The sequence below is a fragment of the Microvirga sp. RSM25 genome, assembly GCF_044784385.1.
Lineage (GTDB): Bacteria > Pseudomonadota > Alphaproteobacteria > Rhizobiales > Beijerinckiaceae > Microvirga > Microvirga tunisiensis.
On sequence record NZ_CP173039.1, the window covers coordinates 1,193,647 to 1,215,901 of the forward strand.

24 protein-coding genes and 1 pseudogene are annotated in these 22,255 nt (G+C 62.6%); 18 read left to right on the forward strand and 7 right to left on the reverse strand.

Annotated elements, in window-relative coordinates; translation table 11 throughout:
* The first annotated feature begins 51 nt into the window (after positions 1-51).
* The 7 genes from ACD578_RS05795 to ACD578_RS05825 all read left to right on the forward strand — a co-directional run bounded on the left by ACD578_RS05795 (position 52) and on the right by ACD578_RS05825 (position 5,995).
* The gene (locus ACD578_RS05795) at positions 52-294 is read left to right on the forward strand and encodes a twin-arginine translocase TatA/TatE family subunit (protein ID WP_152709138.1); all 243 of its coding nucleotides are present in this window, start codon (positions 52-54) and stop codon (positions 292-294) included.
* Positions 295-366: 72 nt separating this feature from the next.
* Positions 367-948, forward strand: coding sequence for a Sec-independent protein translocase protein TatB (tatB, locus tag ACD578_RS05800; protein ID WP_404291683.1), 582 nt, complete (start codon positions 367-369; stop codon positions 946-948).
* Positions 945-1,748 carry a twin-arginine translocase subunit TatC gene (gene tatC, locus ACD578_RS05805; RefSeq protein ID WP_152709140.1) on the forward strand — a complete coding sequence of 268 codons (804 nt, stop codon included), beginning with the start codon at positions 945-947 and terminating at the stop codon, positions 1,746-1,748. Before tatB ends, tatC begins: the two co-directional genes overlap by 4 nt.
* A gap of 236 nt (positions 1,749-1,984) precedes the next feature.
* The gene (serS, locus tag ACD578_RS05810; RefSeq protein WP_404291685.1) at positions 1,985-3,346 is read left to right on the forward strand and encodes a serine--tRNA ligase; all 1,362 of its coding nucleotides are present in this window, start codon (positions 1,985-1,987) and stop codon (positions 3,344-3,346) included.
* A 1-nt stretch (position 3,347) separates the two neighbouring features.
* Positions 3,348-4,109 carry a 5'/3'-nucleotidase SurE gene (gene surE, locus ACD578_RS05815; protein ID WP_404291687.1) on the forward strand — a complete coding sequence of 254 codons (762 nt, stop codon included), beginning with the start codon at positions 3,348-3,350 and terminating at the stop codon, positions 4,107-4,109.
* Positions 4,110-4,125: 16 nt separating this feature from the next.
* Positions 4,126-4,809 (forward strand): protein-L-isoaspartate O-methyltransferase, encoded by a 684-nt coding sequence (locus ACD578_RS05820; RefSeq protein WP_152709143.1) that lies wholly within the window; start codon positions 4,126-4,128, stop codon positions 4,807-4,809.
* A 115-nt stretch (positions 4,810-4,924) separates the two neighbouring features.
* Positions 4,925-5,995 (forward strand): peptidoglycan DD-metalloendopeptidase family protein, encoded by a 1,071-nt coding sequence (locus tag ACD578_RS05825; RefSeq protein ID WP_404291689.1) that lies wholly within the window; start codon positions 4,925-4,927, stop codon positions 5,993-5,995.
* An 87-nt stretch (positions 5,996-6,082) separates the two neighbouring features.
* Here ACD578_RS05825 and ACD578_RS05830 read toward each other — a convergent pair whose 3' ends face one another.
* Positions 6,083-6,958, reverse strand: coding sequence for an ATP-binding protein (locus ACD578_RS05830; protein WP_152709145.1), 876 nt, complete (start codon positions 6,956-6,958; stop codon positions 6,083-6,085).
* A 212-nt stretch (positions 6,959-7,170) separates the two neighbouring features.
* Here ACD578_RS05830 and yajC point away from each other — a divergent pair.
* The 5 genes and pseudogenes from yajC (at position 7,171) to ACD578_RS05855 (ending at position 11,396) form a co-directional block, all read left to right on the forward strand.
* A pseudogene (yajC, locus tag ACD578_RS05835) lies at positions 7,171-7,514 on the forward strand (preprotein translocase subunit YajC).
* An 88-nt stretch (positions 7,515-7,602) separates the two neighbouring features.
* A complete protein-coding gene (secD, locus tag ACD578_RS05840; RefSeq protein WP_404291691.1) occupies positions 7,603-9,210 on the forward strand; it encodes a protein translocase subunit SecD in 1,608 nt (535 codons plus the stop codon).
* Between the two features lie 12 nt (positions 9,211-9,222).
* Entirely contained in the window at positions 9,223-10,161 is a 939-nt protein-coding gene (gene secF / locus ACD578_RS05845) for a protein translocase subunit SecF (RefSeq protein WP_404291693.1), read from the forward strand.
* A gap of 4 nt (positions 10,162-10,165) precedes the next feature.
* Entirely contained in the window at positions 10,166-10,552 is a 387-nt protein-coding gene (locus tag ACD578_RS05850; RefSeq protein ID WP_404291695.1) for an Mth938-like domain-containing protein, read from the forward strand.
* A 1-nt stretch (position 10,553) separates the two neighbouring features.
* On the forward strand, positions 10,554-11,396 hold the full coding sequence (locus ACD578_RS05855; protein WP_404291698.1) for a phytoene/squalene synthase family protein: 843 nt from the start codon (positions 10,554-10,556) through the stop codon (positions 11,394-11,396).
* A gap of 221 nt (positions 11,397-11,617) precedes the next feature.
* Here ACD578_RS05855 and trmFO read toward each other — a convergent pair whose 3' ends face one another.
* Positions 11,618-13,036, reverse strand: coding sequence for a methylenetetrahydrofolate--tRNA-(uracil(54)-C(5))-methyltransferase (FADH(2)-oxidizing) TrmFO (gene trmFO / locus ACD578_RS05860; protein WP_404291701.1), 1,419 nt, complete (start codon positions 13,034-13,036; stop codon positions 11,618-11,620).
* Positions 13,037-13,122: 86 nt separating this feature from the next.
* On the opposite strand from trmFO, the gene ACD578_RS05865 reads away from it, so the two are divergent.
* Complete coding sequence (locus ACD578_RS05865; protein WP_404291703.1) at positions 13,123-13,881, forward strand: glucose 1-dehydrogenase; 759 nt, start codon at positions 13,123-13,125, stop codon at positions 13,879-13,881.
* A gap of 72 nt (positions 13,882-13,953) precedes the next feature.
* On the opposite strand, the gene ACD578_RS05870 is transcribed toward ACD578_RS05865, so the two are convergent.
* Positions 13,954-14,109 (reverse strand): DUF1127 domain-containing protein, encoded by a 156-nt coding sequence (locus ACD578_RS05870; RefSeq protein ID WP_404291705.1) that lies wholly within the window; start codon positions 14,107-14,109, stop codon positions 13,954-13,956.
* 253 nt (positions 14,110-14,362) lie between these two features.
* A complete protein-coding gene (locus tag ACD578_RS05875; RefSeq protein WP_404291707.1) occupies positions 14,363-15,247 on the reverse strand; it encodes a calcium-binding protein in 885 nt (294 codons plus the stop codon).
* A gap of 291 nt (positions 15,248-15,538) precedes the next feature.
* Here ACD578_RS05875 and ACD578_RS05880 point away from each other — a divergent pair, with 291 nt between their 5' ends.
* Both ACD578_RS05880 and ACD578_RS05885 read left to right on the forward strand, forming a co-directional pair.
* Positions 15,539-16,357: a hypothetical protein gene (locus ACD578_RS05880; protein WP_404291709.1), complete on the forward strand. Its 819-nt coding sequence runs from the start codon at positions 15,539-15,541 to the stop codon at positions 16,355-16,357.
* A gap of 107 nt (positions 16,358-16,464) precedes the next feature.
* Positions 16,465-16,779, forward strand: coding sequence for a hypothetical protein (locus ACD578_RS05885; protein ID WP_404291711.1), 315 nt, complete (start codon positions 16,465-16,467; stop codon positions 16,777-16,779).
* Positions 16,780-16,822: 43 nt separating this feature from the next.
* On the opposite strand, the gene ACD578_RS05890 is transcribed toward ACD578_RS05885, so the two are convergent.
* Both ACD578_RS05890 and ACD578_RS05895 read right to left on the reverse strand, forming a co-directional pair.
* Complete coding sequence (locus tag ACD578_RS05890) at positions 16,823-17,107, reverse strand: porin (RefSeq protein ID WP_152709157.1); 285 nt, start codon at positions 17,105-17,107, stop codon at positions 16,823-16,825.
* A gap of 60 nt (positions 17,108-17,167) precedes the next feature.
* Complete coding sequence (locus tag ACD578_RS05895; protein ID WP_404291713.1) at positions 17,168-17,719, reverse strand: DUF2231 domain-containing protein; 552 nt, start codon at positions 17,717-17,719, stop codon at positions 17,168-17,170.
* Positions 17,720-17,754: 35 nt separating this feature from the next.
* Here ACD578_RS05895 and ACD578_RS05900 point away from each other — a divergent pair, with 35 nt between their 5' ends.
* Positions 17,755-19,056, forward strand: a complete 1,302-nt coding sequence (locus ACD578_RS05900; RefSeq protein WP_404291715.1) for a GGDEF domain-containing protein — start codon at positions 17,755-17,757, stop codon at positions 19,054-19,056.
* An 18-nt stretch (positions 19,057-19,074) separates the two neighbouring features.
* Here ACD578_RS05900 and ACD578_RS05905 read toward each other — a convergent pair whose 3' ends face one another.
* On the reverse strand, positions 19,075-20,811 hold the full coding sequence (locus ACD578_RS05905; RefSeq protein WP_404291717.1) for a glycosyl hydrolase family 28-related protein: 1,737 nt from the start codon (positions 20,809-20,811) through the stop codon (positions 19,075-19,077).
* Positions 20,812-21,456: 645 nt separating this feature from the next.
* On the opposite strand from ACD578_RS05905, the gene ACD578_RS05910 reads away from it, so the two are divergent.
* On the forward strand, positions 21,457-21,672 hold the full coding sequence (locus ACD578_RS05910) for a DUF6894 family protein (protein ID WP_404291719.1): 216 nt from the start codon (positions 21,457-21,459) through the stop codon (positions 21,670-21,672).
* 83 nt (positions 21,673-21,755) lie between these two features.
* The gene (locus tag ACD578_RS05915; RefSeq protein ID WP_404291721.1) at positions 21,756-21,971 is read left to right on the forward strand and encodes a DUF6894 family protein; all 216 of its coding nucleotides are present in this window, start codon (positions 21,756-21,758) and stop codon (positions 21,969-21,971) included.
* Positions 21,972-22,255 lie beyond the last annotated feature (284 nt).

The following is a 22,255-nucleotide window of genomic DNA, read 5'->3' on the forward strand; positions in this document are numbered from 1 at the left end:
GACGAGTTCATATTGAAGAACCGCGCCTTTTGGGGCGCAGGAGGAATTGCCATGGGTGGCACGAGTATTTGGCACTGGATCGTCGTGGGTCTGATCGTCGTCCTTCTGTTCGGACGCGGCAAGATCTCCGACATGATGGGCGACGTTGCGAAGGGCATCAAAGCCTTCAAGAAGGGAATGTCCGAGGATGAGACGCCGGCCAAGCCGGTGCAGCCGTCCGAGCCCGTCCGGACGATCGACCATCAGAACGGTACGACGACCACCACCGTGACCACGGATCACAAGGTCGGCTAAGCTTTTGTGCGCAGCCGTTGTGTGGCGTTTCAGTACGCGTGAGTACCTAAAAGGCAGGTTCGAGGCCACGTCATGTTGGACATGAGCTGGGGTGAGATCATGGTGATCGGCGCCGTTGCGCTGATCGTGATCGGCCCGAAGGATCTGCCGAAGGCGCTGCGGACGATCGGACAGGTGACCGGAAAGCTTCGCCGCATGGCGGCGGAGTTTCAGGGCCAGTTCAACGAGGCCATGCGCGAGGCCGAGCTCGACGAGGTCAAGAAGCAGCTTCAGGGCGTGAACGACTCCGTCACCTCGGTCGGCAGCACGAACTTCAACCCGATCCAGACGATCCGGGACGAATTGAAGACCTCGATCGAGGCGCCCGAGAAGGCTCCTGAGCCAGGGGCCGTGCAAGACGTCGCCCAGGTGACTTCCGATCAAGGGTCTTCCGATCCGGCGCCAGCCCAACCCACCTCCGATTCCTCGGTTCAGGCTGTCGTGGAGGGACGGGCACCGAATCCCACCGATCCGCTGATCGACCTGCCGCCTCCGCCGACGGTCGACCCGGCGAAGGAGATCGCCGAATCCCTGCGGCGCGAGGCCGAGTATGAGGCCCAACAGGCCGCCCTTGCCGAACAACTCTCAGAAAAATCGGACGCGAAAGCCGGATGACCACCGCCGTTGAAGAGGATGAGGTCGAGGCATCGCGCGCGCCTCTGATCGAGCATCTGACCGAATTGCGCTCGCGCCTGATCAAGGCGCTGATCGCCTTCGTGCTGATGTTCTTTGCCTGCTTTGCCGGGGCGAAGTACATCTACAACGCGCTGGTCTGGCCCTACGTCCTCGCCGTCGGCTCGCCCGAGAAGGCGCACCTCGTCTATACCCATGGCCTGGAATACCTGTTCACGCAGATTCAGGTCGCGGCCTTCGGCGCCGGTTTCCTGGCCTTTCCGGTCATCGCCATGCAGATCTACAAGTTCGTGGCGCCGGGCCTCTACAAGAACGAGCGCCGGGCCTTCGTCCCCTATCTCGTCGCGACGCCGGTTCTCTTCGTCATCGGCGCGGCCTGCGTCTATTTCGTCGCCATGCCGCTCCTCATGCGCTTCTCGGTGGGCATGCAGCAGCTCGCGACGGACACGAGCCCGTCCATCGAGTTCCTGCCCAAGGTCAGCGAGTACCTGTCGCTGATCATGACCCTGATCTTCGCCTTCGGCATCTGCTTCCAGCTGCCGGTCATCCTGACACTCCTGGCGCGGGCCGGGATCATCGACTCGCAGTTCCTGAAGGACAAGCGCCGCTATGCCGTCGTGGTTGTCTTCGTGATCGCTGCGGTTCTCACCCCGCCCGACGTGATCAGCCAGTTCGCCCTCGCGGTCCCGACCTTGCTCCTCTACGAGGCATCCATCCTCTCCGTCACCATGGTCGAGAAGAAGCGTGCGGAAGCCGAGGCGGCGCGCGAGGCAGAGGGGTAGGGCCCGAAAAGGCTCGCACCCATCGGCCGCCATTCTCGGCAAGCGTTGAAGCGGCGCTCTTGTGCTCAGCATCGGACCCAAAAGCGGACACCATGTCTGGGGCCCATCCGATGCTTTTCCTTCGGTGAACGCATCGTCTGGTGCGACCCGAAGGGCCGGGTCAGCGAATAACCGAATTCCACTTTTCCGCACGATGCGCTAAGGCAGGGCCGCATCACGAAGCAGGTCCTCATCCCATGCACGACATCCGTTCCATCCGCGAGAACCCCGCGGCTTTCGACCAAGGCCTCCGGAACCGGGGCATGGAGCCCCTGTCCGCACATCTGATCGCCCTCGACGACCGGCGCAAGAGCGCCATCTCCGCCCTGCAGGCCGCCACCGAGCGCCGCAACGCCCTGTCCAAGGAGATCGGCCAGGCCAAGGCGAAGAAGGACGAGGCGCGGGCCCAGGAACTGATGGCCGAGGTGGCCCGGATCAAGGAATCGCTGCCGGAGCTGGAAGAGGCGGAGCGCGCCGCCGAGAAGGCCCTGTTCGAATCCGTGGCCGCTATTCCCAATATCCCGAAGGAGGATGTGCCGGTCGGGGCCGACGAGCACGGCAACGTGGAGCGCCACCGCTTCGGCACGCCACCGACGCTCAACAGCGCCAAGCAGCATTTCGAGCTCGGCGAAGCCCTGGGCCTCATGGATTTCGAGACGGCGGCGAAGCTTTCGGGCTCGCGCTTCGTCGTGCTGAAAGGCGGCCTAGCCCGCCTGGAGCGCGCGCTCGGTCAATTCATGATCGATCTCCACACCAATGAGCATGGCTATACGGAAGTGAGCCCGCCTCTGCTGGTGCGTGACGATGCCATGTTCGGTACGGCGCAGCTGCCGAAGTTCGAGGACGATCAGTTCTGGGCCTTCCCGGGCAACTCGCTCGAGCAGATCGTTGCCGCGGCTCTCGAAGGCCAGCCGCACGACGCCATCGGCAAGATGCTCAAGGACACGCGCTACGGCATGATCCCGACGGCGGAGGTGACGCTGACCAATCTCGTGCGTGAGCAGATCCTCACCGAGGATGAACTTCCCCTGCGCTTCACCGCGCTCACTCCGAGCTTCCGCGCCGAGGCCGGCTCTGCAGGTCGCGACACGCGCGGCATGATCCGTCAGCACCAGTTCGTGAAATGCGAACTCGTTTCGATCACCACGCCGGAGACCTCGGCCGACGAGCACGAGCGCATGCTTGTCAGCGCCGAGAACGTGCTGAAGAAACTCGAGCTGCCGTTCCGCACCATGACGCTCTGCACCGGCGACATGGGCTTCGCTTCGACCAAGACCTATGACATCGAGGTGTGGCTGCCGGGGCAGGGGATGTATCGCGAGATTTCGAGCTGCTCGGTCTGCTCGGATTTCCAGGCGCGCCGCATGAATGCCCGCTACCGTCCGACGGCTGAGAAGCAGCCGCGCTTCGTGCACACGCTCAACGGCTCCGGCCTCGCGGTCGGCCGCACGCTCGTGGCCGTTTTGGAGAACTATCAGAACGAGGACGGCAGCGTCACGATTCCATCGGTTCTCCAGCCCTACATGGGCGGGATGACCCGCATCGAACGTCAGGTCTGACATGCGCATTCTCTGTACCAACGACGACGGCATTCATGCTCCAGGGCTGAAGACCCTGGAGGCCATCGCCCGCAACCTGTCGGACGACGTGTGGGTCGTCGCGCCTGAGACCGATCAGAGCGGCGTCGCCCATTCGCTGTCGCTCAACGATCCGCTGCGCCTGCGCGAGATCTCCGACCGGCATTTCGCCGTCAAGGGCACGCCGACCGATTGCGTAATCATGGGCGTGCGCCATCTCATGCAGAACGCCAAGCCCGATCTCATCCTCTCCGGCGTCAACCGGGGGCAGAACGTGGCGGAGGACGTGACCTATTCCGGCACGGTCGCAGGCGCCATCGAAGGCACGATCTTAGGGATTCCCTCCATCGCGCTCTCTCAGGCCTACGGCCCGGGCACGCGCAATGCGCCGCGCTGGCACTGCGCCGAGCACCACGGTCCCAAGGTCGTGCGCAGGATTCTCGAAGCGGGCATCGACAAGGGCATCCTCGTCAACGTGAACTTCCCGGATTGCGAGCCTGAAGAGATCGAGGGTACGGCGCTCGTCAACCAGGGGCAGCGCACGCAGGAGCTTTTGCGCCTCGACGAGCGCCGCGACGGGCGCGGCAATCCCTACTTCTGGATCGCCTTCGAGCGCCGCCCCTTCACGCCCGGCAACGGCACGGATCTCTGGGCCATCGCCAACCGGCGCATCGCGGTCACGCCGCTTCGCATCGACATGACGGACGAGCCGACGCTGACGCGATACGCGCAGGCCTTCGGCTGATGAGAGAGCTGGTGCGATGAACCAGGACATGCCTTTCCTGCCCGAAGCGGAAACCCGCGACGAGCAGCAGGCGATCGGTGCCGCATCCTTCATTCTGTCCCTGCGCGCCAAAGGCATCCGCGACACGGCTCTCCTGAGGGCCATGGAGCTCGTGCCGCGCGAGGTGTTCGCCCCGCGCCGCTTCACCGATCTCGCCCGCACCGATGTGGCCCTGCCGCTGCCCTGCGGCCAGACCATGACGGGACCTGCCACGGTCGCCGCCATGCTGCTGGCACTTGGTGTCCAACCCGGCCAGCGGATCTTGGAAGTCGGCACCGGCAGCGGCTATGTGACCGCGCTGCTGGCAAGGCTCGGCGCGGAGGTGACGAGCATCGAGCGCTTCAACACACTGGCGGAAAGCGCGGGCCAGCACCTCAAGATCGTGGAAGCCGGCAAGGTCCGTCTGGAGGTGGGCGATGGCCTCGCTGCGCGGGTACGCGATCGCTTCGACCGCATCCTGCTCAATGGCGCCCGTCCCGAGATCCCGGAGACCGTGACATCGCACCTCGGGCCCGGCAGCCGTCTGGTCGGAGCGATCACGATCGAGGGCGTGCCGCACCTCGTGCGGATCGAACGCAATGCCGAGGGTGAGTTAACGCAATCGGTCGGGGCGCCCCTGCGCATCTCGCCGCTCGTCACCGGCATTGCGGCGACGCTCTGACCGAATCGAAAATATTTTCGGACAAGGTTACGACAAACCGCGCAACGTCAACCGTTGCTTAACCAGAACAGGCTTTTAATGGCTCCATCGAGTTGCGTTCGGTTGGGGTTGAGTGATGCGGTTGCGTGTGTGTTCTGGGCATTGGGTTGCGGTGTCGCGGATCGCTCTGGTGGGGCTGATCGGAAGTGCGGCGGCGGCGTGCAGTACCGATAGTGCGCGGTTCGCAGAGAACCCGTTCTCCAACCCCTTCGCGGCCAGCGAGCGGATGGACACCAGCGCATCGCCCGCGCCTCAGCCTCCCCCGTCCTATGCGACAGCTCCGATGCCGACGCCTTCGGTTCAGGCGCAGGCTCTGCCTCCCGTGCAGTCCCAGTCCCTGTCGCAGCCTTCCCGCATCGCCTCCGCTCCCGCTCCGATCCAGCCGCGCCCCATGCCGGTTGCTCACACCGCGTCGGCCCAGCCTGTCAGCCAGCCCAAGTTCCGCCTCGTCGACACTTCGAAGGTGCCGGCCCCAGCTACACCGATTGCCGCCGCCGAGCCGACCAAGCGCGTCCGTCCGGGCATGACCTCGACGGCCCAGGCTCCGGCCCCCGCGAAGTCCGCTCCGATGCAGGTCGCATCCGCGACGAACGAGCCGCTGGTCTCCGCGCCCAAGCCCCTGGTGTCCGCTCCGAAGCCTGTCGTCGAGCAGCCCAAGGTGGCGGCTCTGACCCAGCCTGAGCCTGTGAAGCCTGCCGCCGTTCAGCCGCTTGCGCCGGCTCCGCAACCGGAGGCTGCCAAGGCTCCCGTGCAGGAGCCCGAGCAGACCGCGAGCGTTTCGGGTGACTTCCGCTGGCCGGCCCGCGGTCGCGTCATCGCCGGCTTTGGCGCCAATGGCGGCAACGAGGGCATCAACATCGCCGTCCCCGAGGGTACCCCGGTCAAGGCTGCCGAAGCCGGCACGGTGACCTACGCAGGCAGCGAGGTGAAGGGCTACGGCAATCTCGTCCTGGTCAAGCATGAGAACGGCTACGTCTCGGCCTACGCCCATAACGGCTCGCTCAACGTAAAGCGCGGCGAGCAGGTGAAGCGCGGTCAGGTGATCGCCACCTCCGGCCAGACCGGGAACGTGACCTCGCCGCAGCTTCACTTCGAGATCCGCAAGGGTGCGCAGCCCGTCGACCCGATGAAGCATCTCGGCGGCTGATCAAGCCAACGGTTTAGATCGGCCCTCGAATGTCGAGGCCGATCGAATGAGGGGACGGTGGAGCTCAGCCACCGTCCCTTTGTCGTTTCAGATCGCCTTGCCGAGACGTCCGGCCAAATCCTGGATGAACTGCCAGGCCGTTCGCCCGGAGCGCGCGCCGCGGGTGGTCGCCCATTCCAGCGCCTCGGCCCGGATGGCGTCGCGGTCGGCCTTGAGGCCAATGTGGTCGACATAGGCGAAGACCATATCGAGATATTCGTCCTGGCTGCATTTGTGGAAGCCGAGCCAAAGGCCGAAACGGTCGGACAGGGACACCTTCTCCTCGATGGCCTCGCCAGGATTGATGGCCGTCGAGCGCTCATTCTCCATCATGTCGCGCGGCAGCAGATGGCGGCGGTTCGAGGTGGCGTAGAAGATCACGTTGTCGGGCCGCCCCTCGATCCCGCCTTCAAGCACGGCTTTGAGCGACTTGTAGGAGGTATCGTCCGCGTCGAACGAGAGATCGTCGCAGAAGACGATGAATCGGTGCGGATCCGGGCGCAGCAGACCCATGAGATCGGGAAGGGTTTCGATGTCCTCCCGGTGGATCTCGATCAGCTTGAGGGGAAGCGAATCGCCAGGTTTGGCGTGGTTGATCTCCGCATGGACCGCCTTGACCAACGACGACTTGCCCATGCCGCGGGCGCCCCAGAGCAGGGCGTTGTTGGCCGGCAGGCCCCGGGCGAAGCGCTGGGTGTTTTCGGCCAGCTGATCCCGGACCCGGTCGATGCCGCGCAAAAGGCTCATCTCGACCCGGTTCACCTTCGGAACGGGTGCGAGCCTGCGGCCCGCAGCCTGCCAGACGAAGGCGTCGGCTGCAGTAAAATCGCCGTGAACCGTGCCGGCGGGAGCGAGACGTTCCAGGGCGTCGACGATGCGCGTCAAAAGCGCCAGGGATTCGGGGGAGGTGAGATCGGCGGGCATGGGCATCTGACTTCAAGAAACGGTGAGGAAGCCGTGCTTAGCGCAAAAACCGCTTCCCGGTCCATGGAAGACGGGGCTGTGGCCCTGCAGGAGCCTTGGGAAAGGCCTTCAACTTCATTGATTTCGGCGAGTCGATGAGTATAGTCCGCCACGCTTTGTAATCCCGTCTGGCGCGGGTGGGCCCAAAAAGGGCCCGCCACGCGCCTTTATCCATGGAGAGCCGCTTGTTCATTTCACCTGCCTTCGCACAAGGGCCCCTGCCGGGGGCGGAACGGAGATGATCCTTCAATTCGTACCGTTCATCCTCATATTCGTCATCATGTGGTTCCTGATCATCCGGCCCCAGCAGCGCCGGGTGAAGGCCCACCAGGAGCTGATCAAGAACGTGCGCCGCGGCGATACGGTCGTCACCTCCGGCGGCATCATCGGCAAGGTGACCAAGGTTGTCGAGGATTCGGCCGATGTCGAAGTCGAAATCGCCGATGGCGTGAAGGTGAAGGTGGCCCGGGCCATGATCTCCGAAGTTCGCTCCAAGAGCGAGCCGGTCAAGGCCTGATGTAACAAGAAGCCGGCCCTTCCTATCCGAAAGGGCCGGTTCGCCGCAGAACGATGCGGCAGGGTGTGTGAGAAAGGTTGAGCTGACGATGCTGCGCTTCTCGAGGTCGAAAATCATCGCCACCGTGGCGATCATTGTGATCGGCCTGCTTCTTGCGGTTCCGAGCACGATGAATCGCGAGCAGCGTCAGGCTTTCCTGAATGCCGTCCCGAGCTGGGTTCCCTCCTGGCTCATCCCGTCCCGGGCCATCGTGCTGGGCCTCGACCTGCAGGGCGGCTCGCACGTTCTCCTCGAGGTTGACGGCCAAGATCTGCTGAGGGCGCAGATCACAATATTGCGCGACGACGTCCGCCGCATTCTTCGCGACACCCGCGTTTCGTCCCAGAACGGCATTCAGACGACGCCCCGCGGCGTGCAGATCCGCGTGCCGGATGCGGCCGACCGCGAACGCCTCCTGCCTCGCCTGCGCGAGTTGTCGCAGCCCATCGGCAATACCGTCCTGGGCCAGACCGGCAACAATGCCATCGAGATCACCACCACGCCGGACGGCGTGATCACGCTGACCTATACGGATGCCGGGATCAATGAGCGCGTGCGTCGCGCCGTCGATCAGTCCATCGAGGTCGTTCGTCGCCGTATCGATTTCGGCGGAACCACCGAACCCAGCATCCAGCGTCAAGGTGCCGACCGCATTCTCGTCCAGGTTCCAGGGCTCCAGGATCCGCAGCAGCTGAAGGCGCTTCTGGGCGAGACCGGCAATCTCGAATTCCGTCTGCTCGCGCAACCGGGCGCGACCGATGTAGACATGCTTCCGATGGAGGATGCGGGTGGCCAGCGCGTTCCGGTCGAGCGCCGGGTGATCGCCGAAGGCGGCGACCTGACGGACGCCCAGCCTGCCTTCGACAGCCAGACGCGCCAGCCCATCGTCAATTTCCGCTTCAACATCCGCGGTGCGCAGCGCTTCGGCCAGGCGACCACGGAAAACCTCGGGCGTAGTCTCGCCATCGTCCTCGACAACAGGGTGATCTCGGCCCCGACGATCCAGTCGCCCATCACGGGTGGTTCAGGCCAGATTTCGGGCAGCTTCACGGTCGAGCAGGTCAACAACCTCGCAGTCCTGCTGCGCTCCGGCGCTCTGCCTGCCAAGCTCACTATCGTCGAGGAGCGCACCGTCGGCCCGGGCCTGGGGCGCGACTCTATCGAGGCGGGCAAGACGGCAACCTATGTGGCGGCCGTTTTCGTGATCCTCTTCATGTTCGCGACCTATGGCGTCTTCGGTCTCATCGCGAACATCGCGCTCCTCGTCCATGTGGGCCTCATCTTCGGCCTCATGTCGGTGCTGGAAGCAACGCTCACCCTGCCGGGCATTGCAGGCATCGTTCTCACCATCGGCACGGCCGTGGACTCGAACGTGCTCATTTACGAGCGCATCCGCGAAGAGGTGCATGCCGGGCGGTCCATCGTGTCGGGCATCCAGGCCGGCTTCGACCGGGCTTTCGCCACCATCGTGGACTCCAACAGCACCATGGCCATTGCGGCCGTGATCCTGTTCTTCCTCGGCTCCGGCCCCGTGCGCGGCTTCGCCGTCGTGTTCATTCTCGGCATCCTGACGACCGTGATCACCGCCGTCACCCTGACGCGCATGATGATCGCGCTCTGGTATCAGTGGATGCGTCCCAAAGTTCTTCCGTTTTAAGGAGTGAGTATCGTGCGCCTCGTACGCCTTTGGCCCGAAAACTCCCACTTCGACTTCATGCGCCTTCGGCGCTTCTCCTTCCCGCTGTCCGCCCTGATTTCGGTGGCGACGGCGATCGTGCTCATGACGGTCGGACTCAACTTCGGCATCGACTTCAAGGGCGGCACGCTCATGGAGATCCAGGCCAAGTCCGGTCAGGCCAATGTCGCCCAGATCCGCCAGACGGCGGAGAGCTTCGGCTTCGGCGATGTGGAGGTGCAGGAATTCGGCACCACCGGCGAGGTCTCCCTGCGTTTCCCCATCCAGTCCGGTGGGGAAGCGGCGCAAACCGCCGTGGTGCAGAAGGCACGCGACACCTTCAGCAATGAGTACGATTTCCGCCGCGTCGAGACGGTTGGCCCGCGCGTATCCGGCGAACTCGTCCAATCCGGCACCATCGGCATCGTGCTCTCAGTGATCGCGGTTCTGTTCTATCTCTGGTTCCGCTTCGAGCGCGAACTGGCGGTGGCATCCATCATCGGCACGCTCCACGACATCGTGCTCACCATCGGCTTCTTCGTGATCACACGGCACGAGTTCAACATGACCTCGATTGCCGCGATCCTGACCATCGTGGGCTACTCGCTCAACGAGACGGTGGTGGTGTTCGATCGGACCCGAGAGCTCATGCGCCGCTACAAGGCCATGCCGGCCAAAGAGCTGTTGAACCTGTCGATCAACACCACCATGTCCCGTACAATCATGACGGCGACCACCACGGCGCTCTCGCTTCTGGCGCTGGTGCTCTTCGGCGGGCAGGCGATCCAGGGCTTTGCGCAGGTCATGCTCTACGGCGTCGTCATCTGTACGTATTCGGCCATCTGCATTTCGTCTCCCATGCTGATCTATATCGGTCTGCGCGGATCCGAGACCGTCAAGGTGGCGGAGGGCAGGGCCGCCGCAGCGGAGTAAGACCATGAACAATGGTCGCCTCTATGATGGTTTCCTGCCGGGACGCTATCCGTTCGATGCCTATGGCAATGGCGGCTTTCGCTTTGCGGATATGTCCCATCGCGGGTCCTTGCTCGCCTTGCCTTCGGGGATCAGGGCCTGGCCGGTGAGTTCCGTGGCCGAGCTGACGGACGAGGCATTCGACCCGATCTTCGCCGAGGGCGATGCGATCGACCTCCTGCTTCTCGGGACGGGCGCCGATATTGCGGCGATTCCGGCCGCTTTTCGGACGCGCTTCCGCGAGGCGGGGATCGGGCTCGACGTGATGCAGACAGGCGCCGCCGCCCGCACCTACAACATCCTGCTCGCCGAAAACCGCAAGGTCGGCGCCGCCCTGATCGCCGTTCCCTGACATGGCGCAGGCGATATCGAACTTCGCGCATTGCGAAGCCCTCGTGCGCGAGGCCGATCCAGACCGCTACTGGGCCAGCCTCTTCGCGCCGGCCGACAAGCGGCCGCATCTTCACGCGCTCTATGCCTTCAACTTCGAGGTCGCCCGCGTTCGCGAGGCGGTGCGCGAGGCGCTCGTCGGCGAGATCCGCCTGCAATGGTGGCGCGATGCTCTGCAGGGTGAGGCGAGGGGCGAGGTGCGCGCCAATCCCGTGGCGGCAGCGCTCGATGACACCATCGTTCAGTTCCGTCTGCCCCGACAGTCTTTCGTCGACCTCATCGATGCCCGGATCTTCGATCTCTATGACGATCCGATGCCGAATCTGAACGATCTCGAGGGCTATTGCGGCGAGACCTCGTCGAGCCTGATCCAGCTCTCGAGTCTCATTCTCGCCAACGGCTCCAATCCCGGCACGGCGGACGCGGCGGGTCATGCGGGTGTGGCCTACGCAATCACCGGACTTCTGCGCGCTTTTCCGCATCATGCGCGGCAGGGGCAGATCTTCCTGCCGGCAGACATCCTGACCCGCCATGGGGTGGTGCGCGAGGATATCGTGACCGGGCGCGGCGGACCGGGGCTCAAGGGTGCTCTCGCCGATCTGCGAGCGGTCGCCCGCCGACACCTCGAACAGGCGCGCAGACTGCGAACGACCATTCCTGGCGCGGCGAAGCCGGCTTTCCAGCCGCTCGCGCTGGTCGAGCCCTATCTCAAGGCCATGGAGCGGCGGGGCTACGATCCATTCCACACACCTGTGGACCTGCCGCAGTGGCGGCGGGTCTGGGCGCTTTGGCGTGGGCCGTTTTAGAGAATCTCACAACGCTTGGTGTCAGCCCCGCGAAGGCGGGGATCCAGGAACGCAACGATGCTTCCCTTGCCTACTACGTCATCACCGGCCATGTGCCGGTGATCTCGATCCGAAAAGCGGATCACTCTTCCGGACCGACATGGCCGGGACAAGCCCGGCCATGTCGTGACGAGTATCGTCCCTGTGATTCAGCGCATCCTGGAATGCCGGTGTAAGCTGACTTACTCAGCAGCCACAGGCAGGGCGCGGCCCGAAAGCCAAGCCGCCAGATCCACCCGCGCCCTGTCGGTCAGCGCCTTCTTTCTGGCAACGGCCTTGGCAGGGCCGCGCAGGCGCTTGCCGTCCTCGGCCTTCGGAGCATGGGCCAGCGGCGGGAACAGTCCGAAATTGACGTTCATGGGCTGGAAGGAACGCGGCCCCTCGTCGATGGTCTCGATATGCCCGCCCGTGATGTGGTTGATCAGCGCCCCGAGCGCCGTGGTGTGGGGCAGGGGCTGGATCGGCTGGCCGAGCCGCTCGGCCGCGGCGAAGCGGCCGGTCATCAGGCCGACGGCCGCGCTCTCCACGTAGCCCTCGCAGCCGGTGATCTGGCCGGCAAAACGCAGGCGCGGCATCGCCGTCAGGCGCAGGGTCGGATCGAGGAGCTTGGGCGAGTTGAGATAGGTGTTGCGGTGAATGCCGCCGAGCCGCGCGAACTCGGCATTCTCAAGACCCGGGATCATGCGGAAGATGCCGGTCTGTGCGCCGTATTTCAGCTTGGTCTGAAAGCCGACCATGTTGAACAGGGTGCCGAGCGCATTGTCCTGGCGCAACTGCACGATGGCATAAGGCTTCTTGTCGGGATTGCGCGGATCGGTAAGGCCAACGGGCTTCATCGGCCCATGGCGCAGGGTCTCGCGCCCGCGCTCGGCCATGACTTCGATCGGCAGGCAGCCGTCGAAGTACGGTGTGTTGGCCTCCCATTCCTTGAACTCGGCCTTGTCGCCGGCGATCAGGGCATCGACGAAGGCATCATACTGCTCTTTGGTCATGGGGCAGTTGATGTAGTCCTTGCCTGTGCCGCCCGGTCCGACCTTGTCGTAGCGCGACTGGAACCAGGCGATGTCCATGTTGATGGACTCGCGATAGACGATGGGAGCGATGGCGTCGAAGAAGGCGAGCGACGTTTCGTCGGTCAGGGACAGGATTGCTTCGGCCAAGGCGGGCGAGGTGAGGGGCCCGGTAGCGACGATGACGGAGGACCACTCCTCCGGCGGCAGGCCGGCGATTTCGCCGCGTTCGATGGTAACAAGCGGATGAGCTTGGAGGGCCGCCGTCACGGCATCCGAGAAGCCGTCGCGGTCGACAGCCAGCGCACCGCCGGCCGGTACTTGGTTGGCATCGCCCTTTGCCATGATCAGCGAGCCTAAGGAGCGCATCTCCTGATGCAGCAGGCCGACCGCATTGGTCTCGGCGTCGTCCGAGCGGAACGAGTTCGAGCAGACCAGTTCTGCGAGGCCCTCCGTCCTATGGGCGTCGGTGCCACGCACGGGACGCATCTCATGGAGAACGACGGGCACACCCGCCTGAGCGATCTGCCAGGCTGCTTCGGAACCGGCGAGGCCTCCGCCGACGATATGGATGGGTTCGATGGTGCTCATGGTCATTCTCCCGAGCGGCTTTGTTGACTCCCTCGGGAGCCCTGGTCAAGTTGAGCCGGTTTACTTTTGGAAAGGCATTCAACGCCATGCAATCCAGGCGTCCCGTCGTCTTTATTACAGGTGGAAGCCGCGGCATAGGGGCTGCGGTGGCGCAGCTTGCGGCCGCCCGCGGCTATGATGTGGCCATCACTTACCGGTCCGAACGCGAGGCAGCCGAGCAGGTGCTCGCCGCGTGCCGAGCATCCGGGGCAGCAGCGGTAGCGTGTCAGGGGGATGTGGCCGTCGAGGCCGATGTGGTGCGTCTCTTTGACGAAGCGGAGGCCGCGCTGGGCCCAGTCTCCCACGTGGTCAACAACGCAGGGATCACGGGCAAGTCCAGCAAGCTCGAGCAGGCCTCGGCGGAAACGATACGGGCCTGCATCGACATCAATGTGCTGGGAGCGATCTGGGTGGCCCGCGAGGCGGCGCGACGGCTCTCGAAGAGCCAAGGCGGGAAAGGCGGGACCATCGTCAATATATCGTCCGTCGCCGCGTCCCTGGGGAGCCCCAATGAGTATGTCTGGTATGCCGCCTCGAAAGGGGCAGTCGACTCCCTGACAGTCGGATTGGCTAAAGAACTCGCCGGGGAAGGAATCCGCGTCAATGCCGTTTCTCCGGGCATGACGAAGACCGACATCCACGAACGTAGCACCCAGGATGCGGGCCGAATGGAGCGGATTCGCCCCCACATCCCGCTCAATCGGATTGGGGAGCCCGAGGAGATCGCCGAGGCGGTGCTGTTCCTGATATCGGACGCCGCGTCCTATATCACCGGTGCCAACCTCCCGGTCTCGGGCGGCCGCTGAAATCCCGCCGGCAAATGTATAAAGAAAGCCCGCCGGAGGCGGGCTGAGGTCTTGCTGCGCTGCAGCGACGTCCTACGCGAAAGCGTTCTGGCGAGCGACGCTCTCGATCTGGAAGCGAGAGATGCCGAGATCGTCGAGCTCGCGGTCCGAAAGCAGCGACAGCTCACGGATGGTCTCGCGATAACGCATATAGTTGCGGACCTTAGAGAGGATGTAAGAAACGAACATTGGAAGCTCCTAATCAGTTACCGGCCCCTTTGACCGGTGGCCTTTGTTCTTGCGTTTGCAGTGCGGTATATACGTCCCTGCGGTGCAGAAGAGGAGTGGTAATAGTGTAGGTCTGTCATGCTTTAGTAGCATAACGACCTAATGCCAAGTTAACTGTGCTGCAGGCCAGGAATGGGTTGTCGGGTGAACCAAGCAGTCTCAGAAGCGGAAACGGCCCTGAAATCAGGGCTATCTCCGTGAACTGGGCTTTGGTCTAGAGTACGAAGAAATCGGCCTTGGAGAGGGTGAGGCCGGAGTTCAGCTGGGCGAACTTCACGGCGGCAACGCCGCCGACGCCGTCAGCGTCGTAGAGCAGGGCGCCGCTCTGCTTGTGGTAGATGATCCGGTCGGAGGAATCCCGGGCGCCCGAACCGGTGGTGAAGGCTCCGCTTGACAGCCAGCCGTCGCGTCCGACGCGGGTGAAGACCTGATTGTCGAGCATGATCGTGTCGTCGGCAGGCCGGAAGTCGACGATCCGGTCGACGTTTTTGCTGGACGGCCTCGTGTCAAAGACGAAATAATCCTTGCCGGAGTTGCCGGTCAGCCGGTCGCTGTCCGCACCTCCGCTCAGGTAGTCGCTGCCGGCACCGCCGGTCAGGGCGTCACGGCCGGCGCCTCCGTACAGATCATCGTCTCCCCAGAGTCCATAGAGCTTGTCGGCGCCTGTGTCGCCGTGGACGATGTCGTCCTCGTCGTAGGAATAGACGATGTCGTTGCCCGACCCGCCACGGATGATATCGACGTAGTCGTTGCCGTAGAAGGTGTCGTGACCTCCGTTGAGGGTCACATACCAGGCATAGCCCTGAAGCTCGTCGACCGTCGTATAAAGATCGAGGTCTTCGATGGAGAGGATCTTGTAGCCGTCATTCTCATAGAGCAGGTCATCGACGATGACGGTATAGCCATCGCTCCAGTATCGGGCAGTGAAGTAATCCACCAGGGCACTGCCGTAGACGTCGTACCCGGCAACCGCACCGCTGTCATAGACGAGGTCCGTCGTGACGGAGGGATCGGCCCCGATGAACGCCCAGCCCGAGCTGCCGGTGCTGGACATGTTGAAGCCCACGCCCGCTGCATTGAAAGCCTGAAAAACTGCCATGGCTGCGCTATTCCTGATGAACGACCGATAGCGCTAAGCTAGAACGATAAACGTGAACTTAAGCTGTATGGGTCTGAGGACCAGCGTTCATGGCGATGGTAAAGATTCGGTTGAACGCCTCGTTGCCCGCCTCAATGCTTCTGTCCGAGACGTTGCTGAGGCGTCGGATTTTGAACGGATGTTCATCTTCGCATCTAAATTATCGGGTAAGGTGCGTTACTTGAAGTTGTTGGGAACAGTCTCCAGAGGTTGGCGTTCATCTCGCACCTTTACTATTATGGAGATGGTCCCGTGAAGAAAATTGCTCTCGGTGCCGCCCTTCTCTTGCTGAGCAGCGCGGCCTATGCCCAGACATCCACGCAGACGAATACGAACACCAACACGACGTCACAATCATCCTCGGACTCGAACACGTTGCTGCGCAACCAATCCGGTAATAGCAACCGGACGCAGAGCGAGACCACAGGTGCAACCCGTAGCGAGAGCTCCGGTACACAGATTAACGTCCGCAATCGTGAGGAAACCGGCACTCGGGTCGGGGTCGAGACCCGCGAGCGCGCGGGCGTGTCCGTCCACTCCCGCACGGTCCGCGAAGTCGAGGAGCCGAGTGTCTCGGTGACCCGCCGCCGCAGCGTGACCACCTATGAGGAGCCCGATTCCGAGATCCACCGCACCGTGGTGAAGAAGAAGCCCACCAAGAAAGTAGCGGTGAAGAAGACCAAGCGGACCAACAAGGTCGTGTCGAAGAAGCGCCGCTATCAGGTGGTCGAGGAGCCCGTGGAGGTTCGCCGCCGGAGCGTGCGCCGCTACGAGGAGGTCAACGAGCCGAGCGTTTCCGTGAGGAGCCGCACGACGGTTCGTCGGACCCAGGACACCTCGCCGAGCGTCGGCGTGTCGGTCGAACAGCGCCGCTCCAACGACGTGAATGTGTCGACGAGCCGGACGCGCTCGAGTGCGCCTGAAACGACGGGCACCGTCTCGACCCGCAGCCGGACGGATGTGAACAGCAACTCGGGTGGCAACACGTCGAATTCCGGCAGCAGCTCCACCAACATGCGCCTGCCGCAGCAGGGTGGCTCCTCCTCGCAGGGCACCAGCCCGAACCAGTAATGACAAGCAACTGAAATGGTTGGGAAAGGGGCCGGTTCAGCGGCCTCTTTCTCGAACCATCGGCCTCAAGTTGAGTTCAGGAGCAAGTTGAGTTCAGGAGTATGACGATGAAAAAGCTTTTGGTGACGATCAGCGTAGCTCTCTTGGCCGCGACATCCTTCAGTGGCGCGGTGGATGCCCGCCCCGGTAAGGGCCATGCCTACGGCTATTACAAAAACCACAAGGCCCAGCGCTACTACGTTCAGAGACGGAACAACAACAATGCCGCGATTGCGGCCGGTGTGACCGGTGCGATCCTTGGCGGGGCGCTCGCTGCGACAGCCCGGCCGACATACCGGACCTATGACAGGCCTCACTACAGGGCCTACGAGGCGCCCCGACGGACCTATTATCGAGAAGAGTACTACGACGACGGGTACTGACCCGGATCGGAAGAGCGCCTTCGGGCGCTCTTCCTTTACGCCGTCAGCGCCGCAGATTCCCGACTGAGATGACGGCCCGCAAGGGGCCGTATTCCGTCTGCTTCCTCACGTCCAGCTGGACACGACCGCTCGCCTGCGTCCGGTAGGAGTCGGAGGAACGAACACGCGATGAGCCGATCGCCGTCTCTGCCCGCACTCGACCGCTGACCCGCACGCAGGTATCGGAGGCCTGAAGCATCGCAAAGCCGGGCGGGCAGGACGAGGCCGCCTGCGCCTGACCGGTCGCCGCAAGGCTGGAAAGAATGAGGGCGAGGACGCATCGCTTCATAGCAAGCTTGAGTTTAGCCGTCCCTGTCCGCCCGTGGCAAGGCGATCGCCTCTGCCGAACTCAAACGCCGCCCGAGCCGCTCCGGCGTCCATAGGATTTGGCAACGTCCACCCGGTCCACCTCTACGTGGAACTGTTCGGCCTTGGGGCTGTAATCCCGGATCGCGCCGATGCCATAGCGATAGGCGAGTTCGCCGCCGAGCCAGCCGCTGAACAGGAGGAGAACGGTCTGAATGCCGGACAGCCAGATACCCCAGCCCTGGACCCCGGCCGCCGGATCGTCCAGGCGGACGCCGACATTGATGAGGGCCAACGCGACCACCACGAGATTGGCCACCATATGCGCCCAGGAGACCCATACGTTGCGCACCCGGTCGATCGTCACGAAATCGATCAGGCCCGGAACGGCGGCAACGAGAGCGGTGACGATGCCAGCGATCAGGAGCCAGTAGGAGACCTGGGCCCAGAAGGGATCCTGGACGGCGAGGAAGGCGATGTCGGTTCCCAGAGCCCCGATCAGGAATGCGACGGGGAAGACAATCAGCATGTGGTGGAGCGGATGGCCAGCGATCGCCGCCGTGCTCTGGACGCCATGACGATGGTACATGCCCATGTAGTTCTCCCTCTCGGATGCTGCGTGAGGGAAAAATGCTCCGAGCATACCTTCGTTCCCGGCGCTTTCTTTCCCTGTCCGCCGATCCGTCGCAGAGCGGGGTTCTGGACATCGCGAGGCAGATGGGAGATAGCGCAGGTATTCATTCCCTACGGGATGGGCCGTGGGGATTCGTCTGCGGCCGTCTCGCCGAACTCCATGCAGCCGCTTCTATGGTCCTTGATCCTGCCACGCTCACCGTCGCCTTCGTGTTGCTTTCGGCAGTGCTTGGAACGTTGTTGTTTTTCTCCTGGGTGCTGAACCGCAAGGTCCAGGCTCTCGCCTGGTGGGGCAGCGCCTTCTGGTTCATTGCCTTAGGAATCGGATCGGCCAACCTGGCGCAGGGCCAGCCGGCTTACGCCATTCTGCTCGTGGCGAACGCCTTGGCCTTGCTGTGTTATGGCGTCCTGTATACAGGCTGCAGGATCTTCAATGGTCGCTCCGCGCCTTTGACGGCGACGCTTGCCGGCGTGGCTGTCTGGGTCGGCGCATTTCCATTCATCTATAGCTCGCACGGCTACAGGCTGATCGTCGCTTCGCTGATCACCTGTGGGTATTCCGCACTTTCGGCATGGGAACTCGGACGCTATGCGCCACGGCCCCTGGCCTCCTCGCGTGTCGCAGTCGTGCTTCTGCTGGGGCTTGCCATCTTCAATCTGTCCCGTGGAACGCTCGGGATCGCCCTGACCTCCGTCTCCTGGATCGATACCATCGCCAGCCGGTGGTCGCCGTCCATGGCACTCCTGCTGGTCATGTTCGGGCCGACGCTGGCCTTCATGTTTCTGTCCATGGCCAAGGAGAAGGTCGAATTCGAGTACAAGCAGGCAGCTCTCGTCGATCCGCTGACCGGTGTTCCCAACCGGCGCGCCTTCATGCAGAACGCTTCCCTTCTCCTCGGCCGGCTCGGCAACAGGCCGGCGAGCTGCCTGCTGTTCGACCTCGACAACTTCAAGGCCATCAACGACGGCTACGGACACGATGTCGGCGACCGCATTCTCACGATCTTCGGTGAGGTGCTGGCGAGCCATCTGCCACAAGGCACCTTCGGCCGCTTGGGCGGAGAGGAATTCGGCGCGATCCTGCCGCTGGCTTCCCGCGAGGCGCCTCTCGTGGCGGACCGGATCCGGCATGCCTTCTCCACGGTCGGGGCAAACACTCTGGGCGGTTCGGCCACGGTGACCGTCAGCGTCGGCTGCATTACGGGAACAGGCATCGATGCCGGAACGCTGCTCCGGGGCGCCGATGCCGCGCTTTATCAAGCCAAGCGCGGCGGCCGCAATATCGTCATCGCGGCCTGATCGGGCGGGTCCGATGCTCTAGACGACGAAGAAGTCATGATCGGTCAGGGCAAGGCCCTTCTTGAGCTGTGCGAATTCCACCGGCTTGCGTGAACCCGCCCCGTCGGAATCGTAGGAGAGGATGCCGGTCTTCTTGTTGTAGAGGATGTAGTCGTTCTGATCCTTGGGCCTGTTTCCCGCGTTGAAGAACTCCGCATTGAGCTCGGTGGGATGGGCGGACGAACCCGGTCCGAGCTTCCTGAAGATGGCGTTGTCGAGCCAGATCGAGTCGTCTCGCACCGAATAATTCGTGATCGTATCGAAATTGACCTTCCGATCCGTCGTGGCGCTTCCGAGCTTCGTGCTGAAGATGAAGACGTCACGGCCTGCATCGCCGCTCAGAATGTCGTTGCTGGCGCCGCCGTTGAGGCTGTCGTGGCCGTTCCCGCCGAAGACATAGTCCTTCCCGGTATCCCCATAGAGCTTGTCGTTGCCTCCATCCCCGAAGACGAAGTCGTTGCCGCCCATACCCCGGATCGTATCGTTGCCCGAACGGCCGCTCAGACCCTCATCCTGCCCGGTGCCTCTGAAAGAGTTGGACTTGGCACTTCCGATCCAAGTCTGCTGTGACGTGAAGATCGCGCCGGAATCCACACCGTAGATCACGTTGCCGAGCAGGCGGATGCCGCTGGGGCCGGCCAGGGTGTTCGTCTGCTCCTCACGGATCCCGTAGCGCGCATCGATCGCGCCGTCGGAGTAGATCGTGTTGTTCAGGACCTGCGTGTTGGTCGAATAGTACGTCAGCCCGGTGGTCGTATCGAGGCGCATGCGGATGCTGATCTCGTCGAACTGGTTGTCTCCGGCCTGCGCATTGTTGAAGATGTGGCTGTTCTGAATGATGCTGCCGGTCGATCCTTCGATCCGGACGCCGCTGCCCTGGTTGCCGAAGATCATGGCGCCGTCGACGATGACGTTGGAGGCCATGTTGAGCAGGACGCCGTCCTTGACGTTGGCGTAGTACTGGCCGCCGACGATCTGGACATTGCTCGGCCAAGCTATGTTTTCCGATCCGCGCTGCACGACCACGCCTGTCGACCCGTTGCCGTAGGCGATGTTGTCCTGCAGGAGGAGCCCGGTCGTCGTCGTGGTGATGTTGAAGCCGTGCCGGTCGTTGCCGTAGGCGATGTTGTTCCTGTAGATGCCGTTGACGATGTAATCGGCCACGAAGCCGTCGAGCCCGTTGCCGTGCGACACGCTGCTCTCGATCGTCAGGCGCAGAGTCTGCTCATGCGGGTCGAAGCCATAGCCTGAGCAATCCATCACCTCCACGCGAGCTACGTGGATGTCGCTGTCCTGCTCCGTACTTCCGGGTTTGACACCCGTATAGAAGCCGTCGATCTTGCCAATCGTGGCGTCGCGATTTCCGTCGATGGTGAGATCGAACAGGCCCACATTGCTCGTCACTTGATCGAATGGAGTGCGCACCACGCCGGTGATGTTGCCCGTCGATCCGTTGGCAACCTTGAGGATCGTCTGGCCCATGCCGGCGCCCTGCAAGGCCGTGCCGGTGAGCAGTTCGACCGCACCGTCGCTCTTGTCGCCATTGCCTTTGACGAGCAGGGTGCCCGCCGGCAGAACGACCGTCACACGGCCCGCAGCAGAGTCCTTAAGATAGGCATCGTGAGCCGCTTTGACGGCAGCATTGAGGGCGGCAGTATCGTCCAATGCATCATTTGCCTTCGCACCATAATCCAAAGCATTGATAAACAAGGCCATGCAGACAATCCTCTGTCGAAAAAGGAAGACAGCCTGCTTAACCAGCTTTGAGTGATTTTTTGTGGGTTATTCCTGAGGATTGACCCGCATAGGAGGTAGTCATCATGAAGGTGATGGCGACTTACTCATAGGTTAAGAAACTACTCTAAAGTTTATTGGGCGAACAATTCAGAGAGACGTTGCGATGATGTCCGGTCCATCATACCGGCCCGCATGTCTGAAAATGTCGCTAGATGCCTCAAAGATGGGCATGACGAGAGGAAACCATCAGCATTGAGCGTCCATTCACCGAATGGTTCGCGGAGATAGCCTGCCATCGTCATCGACAGCTCAATGAAATGCAGTTGCGAAGGGAAGGTGATCGATCCTATTGCTCACGAAGGAGATCGCCGATGAATCGTTCCACCTCTGCAAGTCTTTCCATGTCTCAGCGGACATTGCCGCGCGCCATACGCAGTGGAGGGTCATGGTGATCACGTTCAATACGGGGGTGATGCAGCTCTGAGCGGGCACTTTCTGTATAAATGGCGGGCTGAAAGCAATCGTTTCCGGAAAACAACTATAACTGCCATGTCTCGTAACCTGTGTTAAGGCGCTCAAGCTCAGGGCGTGTAGTCTGCAGTCAGAAAAAGGTGAGGAACTGCCATGCCTCGCTATCATTTCCACGTTCAGCATGGGGATCGGTTCATCCTGGATAGGGAAGGTGTCGACCTGCCGAACTTGAGAACAGCGCGGGGAGAGGAGTCTCAGGCCGCTCAGGCGTCCTGGGAGCATGTGTTGTGCTTTATCCAGAGCTTGCCCAACAGAACCACTGTCATTACGGACGAGTCAGGCCGGATTGTCTTTGTTCTTTCTCTGTAGCGTGTGCCTCCACACCGCAAAAAGTGCGGTCCGGGTGAGTATTCCATCATCGTCAGACGATCGCTGCAACAGAGGGGAACGAGATGCCCCGTTACTACTTCCATCTCCGCTCGAAGGAGCAGTTCATCTGGGATAAGGAAGGAGTCGATCTGCCAGATCCTGTCATCGCCCGAGGGGCCGCCGACAAGGCGGCGGCCGAGCTCCGTGGTGGCCTGCTGCATGAAAGCACGCAGGTATGCTCTTGGGTCGTCGCAGTCACGGATGAGGGTGACGAACTCATTCACGTCACGTCGCTCTAGAGCATCGAACCCATCAGTGGACACCACTTTCAGGATCCATCCGACGCTCACTTTCAACTGACGGATCGTCCGGTGCAGGCCAAAGGTCCGCGTCATCCGGAAATCGGGGTCCCTTTCCGCTCGATGCGCTCGCGCCTCGCCCCTGAAAAGCGCTCGATCCTGCGTATCGGAGCGCCAGACGAACACAGTACACGCGTCCCGAATTGGTGCTCAAATGAGGGCTATCTTTTTGGAGCCGGTACGCCCAAGCTAAAGCCTAAAGTTGTAGTGAACTGCCATTCTTG

What these genes read in the sequence shown, in the direction of transcription:
- ACD578_RS05795 (WP_152709138.1), top strand. Translation starts at nt 52, where the DNA reads ATGGGTGGCACGAGTATTTGGCACTGGATCGTCGTGGGTCTGATCGTC.
- tatB (WP_404291683.1), top strand. Translation starts at nt 367, where the DNA reads ATGTTGGACATGAGCTGGGGTGAGATCATGGTGATCGGCGCCGTTGCG.
- tatC (WP_152709140.1), top strand. Translation starts at nt 945, where the DNA reads ATGACCACCGCCGTTGAAGAGGATGAGGTCGAGGCATCGCGCGCGCCT.
- serS (WP_404291685.1), top strand. Translation starts at nt 1,985, where the DNA reads ATGCACGACATCCGTTCCATCCGCGAGAACCCCGCGGCTTTCGACCAA.
- surE (WP_404291687.1), top strand. Translation starts at nt 3,348, where the DNA reads ATGCGCATTCTCTGTACCAACGACGACGGCATTCATGCTCCAGGGCTG.
- ACD578_RS05820 (WP_152709143.1), top strand. Translation starts at nt 4,126, where the DNA reads ATGAACCAGGACATGCCTTTCCTGCCCGAAGCGGAAACCCGCGACGAG.
- ACD578_RS05825 (WP_404291689.1), top strand. Translation starts at nt 4,925, where the DNA reads ATGCGGTTGCGTGTGTGTTCTGGGCATTGGGTTGCGGTGTCGCGGATC.
- ACD578_RS05830 (WP_152709145.1), bottom strand. Translation starts at nt 6,958, where the DNA reads ATGCCCGCCGATCTCACCTCCCCCGAATCCCTGGCGCTTTTGACGCGC.
- secD (WP_404291691.1), top strand. Translation starts at nt 7,603, where the DNA reads ATGCTGCGCTTCTCGAGGTCGAAAATCATCGCCACCGTGGCGATCATT.
- ACD578_RS05850 (WP_404291695.1), top strand. Translation starts at nt 10,166, where the DNA reads ATGAACAATGGTCGCCTCTATGATGGTTTCCTGCCGGGACGCTATCCG.
- ACD578_RS05855 (WP_404291698.1), top strand. Translation starts at nt 10,554, where the DNA reads ATGGCGCAGGCGATATCGAACTTCGCGCATTGCGAAGCCCTCGTGCGC.
- trmFO (WP_404291701.1), bottom strand. Translation starts at nt 13,036, where the DNA reads ATGAGCACCATCGAACCCATCCATATCGTCGGCGGAGGCCTCGCCGGT.
- ACD578_RS05865 (WP_404291703.1), top strand. Translation starts at nt 13,123, where the DNA reads ATGCAATCCAGGCGTCCCGTCGTCTTTATTACAGGTGGAAGCCGCGGC.
- ACD578_RS05870 (WP_404291705.1), bottom strand. Translation starts at nt 14,109, where the DNA reads ATGTTCGTTTCTTACATCCTCTCTAAGGTCCGCAACTATATGCGTTAT.
- ACD578_RS05875 (WP_404291707.1), bottom strand. Translation starts at nt 15,247, where the DNA reads ATGGCAGTTTTTCAGGCTTTCAATGCAGCGGGCGTGGGCTTCAACATG.
- ACD578_RS05885 (WP_404291711.1), top strand. Translation starts at nt 16,465, where the DNA reads ATGAAAAAGCTTTTGGTGACGATCAGCGTAGCTCTCTTGGCCGCGACA.
- ACD578_RS05890 (WP_152709157.1), bottom strand. Translation starts at nt 17,107, where the DNA reads ATGAAGCGATGCGTCCTCGCCCTCATTCTTTCCAGCCTTGCGGCGACC.
- ACD578_RS05895 (WP_404291713.1), bottom strand. Translation starts at nt 17,719, where the DNA reads ATGGGCATGTACCATCGTCATGGCGTCCAGAGCACGGCGGCGATCGCT.
- ACD578_RS05900 (WP_404291715.1), top strand. Translation starts at nt 17,755, where the DNA reads ATGCTCCGAGCATACCTTCGTTCCCGGCGCTTTCTTTCCCTGTCCGCC.
- ACD578_RS05905 (WP_404291717.1), bottom strand. Translation starts at nt 20,811, where the DNA reads ATGGCCTTGTTTATCAATGCTTTGGATTATGGTGCGAAGGCAAATGAT.
- ACD578_RS05910 (WP_404291719.1), top strand. Translation starts at nt 21,457, where the DNA reads ATGCCTCGCTATCATTTCCACGTTCAGCATGGGGATCGGTTCATCCTG.
- ACD578_RS05915 (WP_404291721.1), top strand. Translation starts at nt 21,756, where the DNA reads ATGCCCCGTTACTACTTCCATCTCCGCTCGAAGGAGCAGTTCATCTGG.